This window comes from Moorena sp. SIO4A5, assembly GCF_010672005.1.
GTDB lineage: Bacteria > Cyanobacteriota > Cyanobacteriia > Cyanobacteriales > Coleofasciculaceae > Moorena.
On sequence record NZ_JAAHHZ010000528.1, the window covers coordinates 1 to 3362 of the forward strand.

Here is a 3362-nt window from a genome sequence, read left to right on the forward strand (position 1 = left end):
AAGGAGAATATTCCATGAACCCTCGTTACCCCTATGGCAAATGGTACTTTTACGAGCAAATCCTACAAGTACCAATTTATGTGATTTTTGACCCAGCCTCCGGAAGTTTGGAAATGCGATCGCTTAATTCAGGAAGCTATACCCTGCAACAACCTGATGCTAATGGACGCTACTGGATTGAATCCATGGGTTTGTTTCTAGGAGTATGGTACGGCAAAAAATCAGAAATTACCAACTATTGGTTACGGTGGTGGGATAGCTCTGGAAATTTATTACCTTGGGGAGAGGAGAAAGTTCAACAAAGTCTACAGCAAGGCTTACAGCAAGGCTTACAGCAAGGAAAACTGGAGCTAATTATGCGTCAGTTGACACGCCAGGTTGGAACAATTGAGCCTACTCTAGAATCACTCATCAACAACTTATCTGTTGCTGATTTAGATCAATTGAGTGAAGCATTGTTCGATTTTTCCGATGGCTCGGATTTATCCAGTTGGTTAGAGGGACTGAAAGGCTAATCAGATGTAAGCATATGCGCTACGCGCACGCTACGCGAACAGCCGTCAGCGGTCAGCTGTCAGCCCTTGGCTTAAAACAAGATATTCGGCTTAGGAGTTCAACGGACTCAAAGCCAAATACAATGAATTCCTTGGCCGAAAGGCCAAGGAACTGAGATTAAACCAATGCTTACCTCTTTAATTCAAAAGCTGATAGCTGATAGCTGATAGCTGATAGCTGATAGCTGATAGCTGATAGCTGATAGCTGATAGCTGATAGCTGATAGCTGATAGCTGATAGCTGATAGCTGATAGCTAATAGCTGATAGCTGATAGCTTATAATCAGCAATGCCTAAGAATCGGCTCAACTAAATAATCATAAATCAGTTGATATTGAGCGTCTGGTTCTTGCTGCCATCTCATCACTAAACCTGACTTGACCAATAGCTCTAGGATAAAATCTAAGTTGTCAGTGGATAACTGTAACTCTGCTCCTAAATCGTCTTTTGTTCGGAATGGTCGAGTGCCATCCTTATCCGTTAACAAACCCAAAATTTTCCAAGCCGCGTTTTGGTTTTCTGAACCACAATCAGAAACAACCCCTTCTAAATAGCGCTCCACTAGCTTTTCTTTTGATCCGTTTTGTCGATAAGCCGCTAAAGTATTGATTTGCTCAGTTTGCAGTTGCACTCCCACTATCTGTAATTCAATCGGGCTTACTTCTCCCACTGGTTCATTCTTAGCTAGGTCGTTTACCAACTCATCGACTAATGCATCCTCTAGGTAAAATTTAGCTATAGTGGTTAGATTATAAATAATCGATTTTGCCTCGTCTGGAGAAAAATTACCGACATAATAAAGGATACCTTTATTAAGAATATCATTATTAATGGCATCCAAATCTACCTGACGAGCGCACTTTAATAATAGGTGTAGATAATCCTCCCGTAAACACAGGATAACTTTGAGATAAGGAATATTAAGACAGTCACGGAAAAACTCAAAGAAGCGTTTTTGTTCAGCTGGCTCTCGGCAAGCAAAGAAAAACTCTTCAAATTGGTCAAAAATCAGGATGTTAATCTGGTTTTGCCGTTGATTTTTTTGCAACTGGTCTAGAAGAGTAGCCGGTTCTTCGCGTAGCGTGGCCTTTTGGCCAAGGTTGTTTTTATAACCTTCAACCTTTAAACCTTCAACCTTTAGACCTTCAACCTTTAAACCTTCAACCTTCAACGGTGAAGAACCTTCACCCTTCGCCTCTAGGATACGTTTACCCAACTCTTTTTCCCAGTCAGTGTAAACCTTCAACCTAATCGGGACTATATCACGGTTACCAATGGGTTGCTGTTTTAGGGCGGGGATTAGCCCAGCTTCTAGTAAGGAACTCTTGCCCACTCCAGCTTGACCATAAATTACAGTTAGTTTGTGCTGGGTACTGGCAATGCGTTGCACTAGCTCTTGTACTTTGTGTTGCCAATGGGAAGCAGTCATGGCCTGAGATACGGTAGCGCTACCTTTACTCTTGGTCTGTGCTAAGTGATTCTGTGCTAAGTGATTCTGTGCTAACTGATTCTGTTGGGAGGATTTGAGTTTACCCGCACCGATAAAAGCAAGTAAACCATGCTCTTGTGCGATCGCAAGCCGTTCTTGTTTTACTGTAAATGCTGCTTGATATCGTTTTTGTTGCCAGTAGAGGGTTCCTAGAGTTTCCAGGATTTCCAGGTAGAGTTTCGGCTCATCACTAATCCCTAACTCCCTAGCCCGTTCCAGATGGCGAATCGCTGTGGAATGCTGACCCAAGTGCTGTTGGGCTTGAGCCAGAAGTAACAGATAGCGACCAACGGGAGATTTCTGTGTGATCTGTTCTGCATCTTGATCTATCTTAACTATTCCATTGAGGCAAGATAAAGCAGAATTTTCCTGATAGTCAAGGTACTGTTGCTGTTTTTGGGGTTGGATACTTGCCGGATGATAGGACAATTTTTTACTTCCCCCTCTTCCCTGTGTTCCATAGGCCAACAAATCTTCCCTATCCTGTGCAGCACCCTGTTCTTCTGTGACTTTTGTTATAATTACATTGGCATATAGTGCGTTTGTGTAAGCCTCCTGCCAGCAGGATTTTTGTAGCGCCACTGTTCCTAGAAATCCATAATCCTGAGCTAGTTGCACAGGAGCAGAGTAACTTCTGTGTAGCGCTAGAGACTTTTTAGCTAGACTTTCCAAATCCTCCCAGGCTTCCAGAGATTGCAGTATCTCACCGAGTTTATTAATAAACTTAGCCACTAAATCCGGTCGTTGCTCTTGTTCGAACACCACCAGACACTGCTCTAAATACTCTTTAGCCTTGTACCAATTTTCTTGATAGCTAGGGTCTCCTGGTCTATACTGCTTAGCCTGATCGCAATAGCATAATCCTAGGTGAAACAGGAGAACTGCTTCTCGCTCCCGACGTGAAGGGGTAATAGGCTTAGAGGTTATGAAGGTAGGCAGACCAAGTCCGGGGAGAATCTCACCATTGTTTTCTGGCTTGCTCTGCTGCTTACCTGGTTTCTGTTGCCAGAATTCTAAACTTTTCTGATAGTGGGTAATAGCAACATCAATCTTGCCCAATCCATACGCCTCTCGACCCCAGACAAAGTTAAGACTGCCTAGTAACTCTGGTGGCAACTCGTGGTTCCCACTTTCCAAATCCCGTAAGGCAAACTTAATTTCCTGACTATAACCAGCACCTAAGATAGCATCATTGGGGCAAATTTCACTGGCACCTAATTCTAATACTGTGCTAAATAAAGACTTGGCTTTTTGTTGTAGGTTACTAATTAGGCTTGAGGTTGGGATTTCAAACATAACCGTTGTTGCCCAACTGTGGA

Annotated in this window: 2 protein-coding genes; one reads left to right on the forward strand and one right to left on the reverse strand. The window is 43.0% G+C overall.

The features are described 5' to 3' along the window. The coding region (locus F6K57_RS40405) for a DUF4351 domain-containing protein (protein WP_293074543.1) at positions 1 to 515 on the forward strand (515 nt) is incomplete at its 5' end. A 322-nt stretch (positions 516 to 837) separates the two neighbouring features. Here F6K57_RS40405 and F6K57_RS40410 read toward each other — a convergent pair. Next, positions 838 to 3362 (reverse strand): tetratricopeptide repeat protein (locus F6K57_RS40410; protein WP_293074546.1); only part of this gene is annotated, 2525 nt, incomplete at its 5' end.